The organism is Chitinophaga sp., from assembly GCF_036566945.1.
Classification (GTDB): domain Bacteria; phylum Bacteroidota; class Bacteroidia; order Chitinophagales; family Chitinophagaceae; genus Chitinophaga.
In genome coordinates, this window is record NZ_DATCVJ010000061.1 from 1 (window position 1) to 5,626 (window position 5,626).

Here is a 5,626-nt window from a genome sequence, read left to right on the forward strand (position 1 = left end):
TGGATACGTATCCTTTTTTCCCTGGAAACTTTACCCCTGATTTTGAGACGACCGATTTGGATGATTATAGCAACATTTTGGCTGAGAAATGCATTAACTATCAGCTGAAGAATAATTTCCAGTATTTGGTAATTCCTACAAGGTATTATGATGATAATCCATCTAGCTATTTTCCTCAATGTACCAATTATTTTGTGCGCCCTTTTTTGAAAAATTTAGCCGATAGGAATATTAGTAAGACGACGCTCTTATCTGTTATCGTAAAGAAGATAATGTTGACTGATATAGAGAAAAGAAATGAAGTTCTTAATTGGATCACAGGGCATAGACAAGCCAATGGAGTTTATTTGATATTCGAGAATGATTTTAAAACGAAGCAGATTAAGGATTTTGATTACTTATTGAATGTACTTAAATTTATACGAGTCCTAAAAGAAAATGGGTTAGAAGTCCATTTAGGTTATACAAATACAGAGGCATTTCTCTATAGTATTGCCATGCCGGATTCTATATCTATTGGATCTTATGAGAATTTGAGATCTTTTGGGATTAAACGATTTCAAGACCTGGAGAAAAACCCTATGAGATCCCCTAATGCAAGATTATATAGCTCTAAGCTATTGCAGTGGATAGATTATCAATATATAGATGCCATGAGGGATCTTATTCCCCACTATGAAGCATATTTTGACGATTCGGAATATAGACCCTTAATGCTTAAACCTGATTTTAAGTGGCATTTTGCAAAATCAGAGCCATATAAACATTATTTTGTCGTTTTTGATAAACAAATAAAGTCTTTACCAGCAAACCAAATAGAGAGAATCGATTTTGTTAGAATAGAGATAGAGAAGTCAATTGAAACCTTTAAGGAAATACAAAATGTGATTTACCTAGATGAAAATAGTGATGGTTCGCATTTACCCACTTGGCTTAATGTTATTAAATCATTTCAAAAATCCTTAATTTAGCCTCATGTTCACTACGGAAGCGGAAATGTCAGTTTGTTTTGAAAAGTATCTCAAAAAGACCTTTGGTAATACTTATTTTAAAGAGTATGGTGGGTTATTTGGTATACCTGATTTTGTATTGTATTCAAAGCAAAATCAACAGACCACGATTGTTTCTTTTGAACTAAAACTGAAAAATTGGAAGAGAGCAGCCTTGCAGGCTTTTAGATATCGAAGCTTTTCTAATTTATGCTATGTTGTCATGGATGAAAAATCAAAGCATGCAGCAAGCAAGAATATTGAACTTTTTAAACAGTACAATATTGGTTTGGCTACTTTTACACCGAATAATGGCTTGCAAATTTTTTTTATGCCGGAAAGTAAGCCTCCATTCTCAACAACACAAAGCCAGAAAATATTGAATGCAATACCCAGTGGACGAAGATCTGCGAAGAGTATGGAGCTCATTTGTGCCTAATTTAACCTACTCCACAAACTCCTTATTCTTCATATACATCTCCACCAACAAATCCTCCATTATCTTTATCCCGCGCTTATTCAACCCTTCTCTCCTTTCCTGAAGAAATACCCTCAACATTTCCTTTTTAACATCCCCATTTGCATAATGAATAGCTCTATGACAATTAGGACATAACGCAATAATATTTTCAGGTACATCAAGACTGTATTTGAAATTATCCTGAAACTGCATCGGGATCAAATGATGGGCCTCTACAAAATGATTTCCTGATCTAACACTGATAAAGGTCTCATGATGTGATTGGTATTCACACTTATGCCCTGCATTTGCTAGTGCTTGGGCGGCTATGCCGCCATTTCGTTTCCATGATTCCCCAGTATTGACTCTCTTATATCCTTTGGGGATCGGCCCTATTGGAGGCGTTTCAGCAACAATATTTTGTATCTCATCTTGAAATATCTCCTCTTTTGACCGGGTGTCTATCTCCAAAATATTAGTGCCTACCAGTCCCTTCAACTCTTTATATACACCAACTAAATTCCGTAAATCATCTATTAGCTCCGTTTCAGTAGGAAGGTTACGGGCATCGTATACTTTGGAACAAATAGCACCTAGCTCATAGCCTTTAGCTAATGTTCGTGTAGCATTTAGTACTGGTCTTTTAAAGGAGAATCCGTCAGCAGACCTAATGATATTACGTATTTTATCTGTATTGATGGCTATTTCAGTCTTGGCATTGATTCGCCCATATTTACTTTCGTATTGGGTCCATGCTTGTTCGAGTGTTAAGTAAATCCTCGACATATTCGCTTCAAACAGGTAGACAATATAGTAACCCGTTTGTGCAGAGGTAGTAATGGCGGTATCGAATATGCATAAATGCGGAACTTCTGCCATGTTTCCTTTTCCGATCGATCCTTCAAATAGATAATGATCACTTAAGCTGCTGACCTCTTTGAATTTAGCGGGTAATTCCTTTTCCAGTTTGGTAAACGTGAATAGGGAACTTAGTTTCTTGTCTGCTAGGGCTGCATATATCTGCTTATCTTCTAAATAATGCTCCAATATATCTTCAAACAATTCTCTAATCATAACGATGGATGATAATGGGTATTTTGAAATAGTACAGTAATTCTCAGTATGATTCTTAAAATTACAAATTCCTCCGCAAAACCACCTTTGCAAATCCCCCCTATTCTCCCTAAATTTACCCCACATGCGTACTGGCGATCCACACCTCTCCCACCACCAATTAAAGTCATTATTTGACCTGCTATACCTGCGCTTATGCCGATTCGCAGATCAAATCATCGCCGATTCCGCCACAGCAGAGGATATTGTTCAGGAAGCATTTATTAAATTCTGGCAACGCAATGCCGAGATAACAGACCTCCCGGCTATTAAAACATTCCTGTATGTAATGGTGAGAAACGCCTGTCTGAACCACCTGAAGCACCAGAAGGTGGAAAAAAAATACGCACAAACGCAAACGGAAGTCGCCGAAGAGGCGGCAGTCCTCAAAGCCGAGGTATGGGGGGAAGTGCACCGGGCTATTGCTTCTTTGCCGGAAGGCTGCCGTAATGTTTTCAAGCTCAGTTATCTGGACGGCTTAAAAAACCAGGAGATCGCTGATGAATTGAAGATTTCCATTAACACGGTAAAAACGCAAAAAGCCAGGGCATTGGAGTTGTTGAAGTTAAGATTAAAGCCGGAATCCTTTCTGGCATTATGTTTCCTCGTTTCAGAAAAATATTTTTAGATCTTTCACCCATTTGCAATCAGTAGATTGTTTATAGATATAGCAGCACATGGAATCATTTAATCACCTGTATCACACGTCCCGGTTAATCGTAAAGTATTGGGATAATACGCTATCTGAGGAAGAGAGTGCGGAGTTAGCGGCATGGGTAGCGGCGAGTGAGGATAACAGGTTGTTGTTTGATGAGTTGAGTAAGGAGGAGGTGTTGAAAGAGGAGATGGTGCAGATGGGGAAATATCATCCACAGCGGGCCTGGGATCGAATTGAGGGCGAGGTGATGGTAAAGAGAATGATTCCCTGGGGGCGCGTGGCGGCAGCCATGGCGCTGATGATATTGGCTATTGGGGCTAAGTGGTGGTATACGAGTAGTATGGAACCCGTGGCGCCGGTGATTGTGAAGGCGCAGCAAACGAAGGGGAAGCCGGTGTTGGTGATGGGGAATGGAAGCGAAGTCGTACTGAGTGCAACAGATACGTTGTTGACAGAGCAAAGTGGCGCAAAAATCCGGCAGCAGGGCAATCAGCTGGCATATAAAGAAACCACGGGTCCGTTGGTTTATAACACCCTGCAAATACCGCGGGGAATGGATTACCGGCTTACGTTGAGTGATGGCACGGAGGTGTGGTTGAATGCGGAATCATCGCTGCGGTTCCCGGTACATTTTACGGGGAATAGCCGGCAGGTATATCTTACGGGAGAAGCTTACTTCGCGGTGGCGGCGGATGCGGCGAAGCCTTTCAGCGTTACCGCAGGACAAGTAGCCGTAACGGTATTAGGAACCGAGTTCAATATCATGGCTTATGAAAATGAGCTGGCGGTACAAACGGCTTTGGTTAGTGGTAGTGTAAGGGTAAATGCCACGGTGCTGCAGCCAGGTTGGGTGGGCATCACGAGTAACGGAAACACCACTACGCAGCAAATGGATATCGCGGCGTTGACGGGTTGGAAAAGGGGGATGTTTGTATTTAGAAATGATGATATTACTACGGTATTGCACCAGTTAGAGCGCTGGTACGATGTAACGGCGGTATATCCAAAAGGAAAAACAAGTAGCCAGCACTTCACCGGTGCTATACAGCGCTACGATAATATAGAAAAAGTACTGGAGTTATTGAATCAAACAGGGGGTGCCAATTTTAAATTAAACGGAAGACAAATAAACGTAGCATTTTAATCAACAACGAACCAGTGTAATGCCAGCTTGATGCCCGGAACGTTACGGGTATATGATTGTCATGCTCGCTGAGCCAAAATCTCTTGTAGCAAATGAAACGATTGTTCATGTTACTGCTTTGTATGCAGTATATAGTATCGCTATGCGCGCAGTCAGTAACGGCGAGTCTGCAGAATGTGTCTGCGGAAAACGCATTTGCCGTTATTCAGCAACAAACCGGATACGAGTTTTTATATAATAACGAGTCGGTGAAAAAGGCCGGCACTATTAGCTTGTCGGTAAAAAAGGCAACGCTGGAATCGGCTTTGCAACAGTGTTTCAGCCAGATCCCTTTTACCTGGAAGGTGGTGGATAAAACGATTGTGGTAACGCCAAAGGCTGTGGTGGCAGCAATGGCGGCGGAATATACCATTATTGGCAAGGTATTGTCGTCGGATAATAAGCAACCGCTTATCGGTGCTACGATCCGCGTAAAGGGTACGGATAAAGGAGCGACCACCAATAGCAGCGGCGCGTTTGCTATAACTACGGGTATTCAGCATCCGCTGTTGCAGGTATCTTTCTTAGGATATATTACTAAAGAGATAAGAGCGGAGGAGGAACAAATAATTTATCTGGAAGAAGATAAAAAGAAGCTCAGCGAAGTAGTGGTCACTTCGGGCTATGTGACACTCCCGAAAGAACGTGCTACTGGCTCGTTTTCACAGGTAGATAAGTCGCAGCTGGACAAGCGCATCTCCACCAATATCATCGATAAACTGGAAGGATTGAGCACCGGTTTATCTTTTTCAAGAAGTGTAACTTCCGATAAACCGAAGCTGAGTTTACGCGGCCGCAGTACCCTTTTCTCAGAAGATCAGCCGTTGATAGTGGTAAATGGTTTCCCGATAGAAGGCGATATGAATAGCATCGATCCTGATGATGTGGAAAGTGTAACCATCCTGAAAGACGCCGCTGCGGCTTCTATCTGGGGGGTGAGGGCGGCAAATGGGGTAATTGTAATCACTACGCGTCAGGGCAAATTGAATCAGCGTCCTACAGTGGAAGTGAGAACAAATATTATTTTCGGAAAGAAGCCCGACTTCAGCCAGCTGCATTTAATGAGCACCAGTGATTATATAGATGCTCAGCAAATATTGTTTAAAGCGGGTCGGTTCAACAGCCTGTTTACACCCGGCAGCCGTAGCCCTATTGCTGAGGCGGTGCAGATCTGGAAAGATGAGAAGGACGGAAAGATCACCAGCGACATCGCTACACAAAGA

At 41.9% G+C, this 5,626-nt stretch carries 6 protein-coding genes; 5 read left to right on the top strand and 1 reads right to left on the bottom strand.

Translation table 11 applies throughout. The features are described 5' to 3' along the window. The coding region (locus VIP81_RS01830) for a hypothetical protein (protein WP_331956772.1) at positions 1 to 971 on the top strand (971 nt) is incomplete at its 5' end. 4 nt (positions 972 to 975) lie between these two features. Next, positions 976 to 1,428, top strand: a complete 453-nt coding sequence (locus VIP81_RS01835) for a hypothetical protein (RefSeq protein ID WP_331956773.1) — start codon at positions 976 to 978, stop codon at positions 1,426 to 1,428. Positions 1,429 to 1,434: 6 nt separating this feature from the next. Here VIP81_RS01835 and VIP81_RS01840 read toward each other — a convergent pair whose 3' ends face one another. Further along, positions 1,435 to 2,523, bottom strand: coding sequence for an MrcB family domain-containing protein (locus VIP81_RS01840; RefSeq protein WP_331956774.1), 1,089 nt, complete (start codon positions 2,521 to 2,523; stop codon positions 1,435 to 1,437). A 124-nt stretch (positions 2,524 to 2,647) separates the two neighbouring features. Here VIP81_RS01840 and VIP81_RS01845 point away from each other — a divergent pair, with 124 nt between their 5' ends. From VIP81_RS01845 to VIP81_RS01855, 3 genes are all read left to right on the top strand, one after another. Continuing rightward, a complete protein-coding gene (locus VIP81_RS01845) occupies positions 2,648 to 3,190 on the top strand; it encodes an RNA polymerase sigma-70 factor (protein WP_331956775.1) in 543 nt (180 codons plus the stop codon). Between the two features lie 49 nt (positions 3,191 to 3,239). After that, positions 3,240 to 4,364: a FecR family protein gene (locus tag VIP81_RS01850; protein WP_331956776.1), complete on the top strand. Its 1,125-nt coding sequence runs from the start codon at positions 3,240 to 3,242 to the stop codon at positions 4,362 to 4,364. A 92-nt stretch (positions 4,365 to 4,456) separates the two neighbouring features. Further along, a partial coding sequence (locus VIP81_RS01855; protein WP_331956777.1) for a SusC/RagA family TonB-linked outer membrane protein occupies positions 4,457 to 5,626 on the top strand: 1,170 nt, incomplete at its 3' end.

Bases quoted from the DNA above. Each gene is read 5' to 3' on its own strand.
- VIP81_RS01835 (WP_331956773.1), top strand. From the start codon at position 976: ATGTTCACTACGGAAGCGGAAATGTCAGTTTGTTTTGAAAAGTATCTC.
- VIP81_RS01840 (WP_331956774.1), bottom strand. From the start codon at position 2,523: ATGATTAGAGAATTGTTTGAAGATATATTGGAGCATTATTTAGAAGAT.
- VIP81_RS01845 (WP_331956775.1), top strand. From the start codon at position 2,648: ATGCGTACTGGCGATCCACACCTCTCCCACCACCAATTAAAGTCATTA.
- VIP81_RS01850 (WP_331956776.1), top strand. From the start codon at position 3,240: ATGGAATCATTTAATCACCTGTATCACACGTCCCGGTTAATCGTAAAG.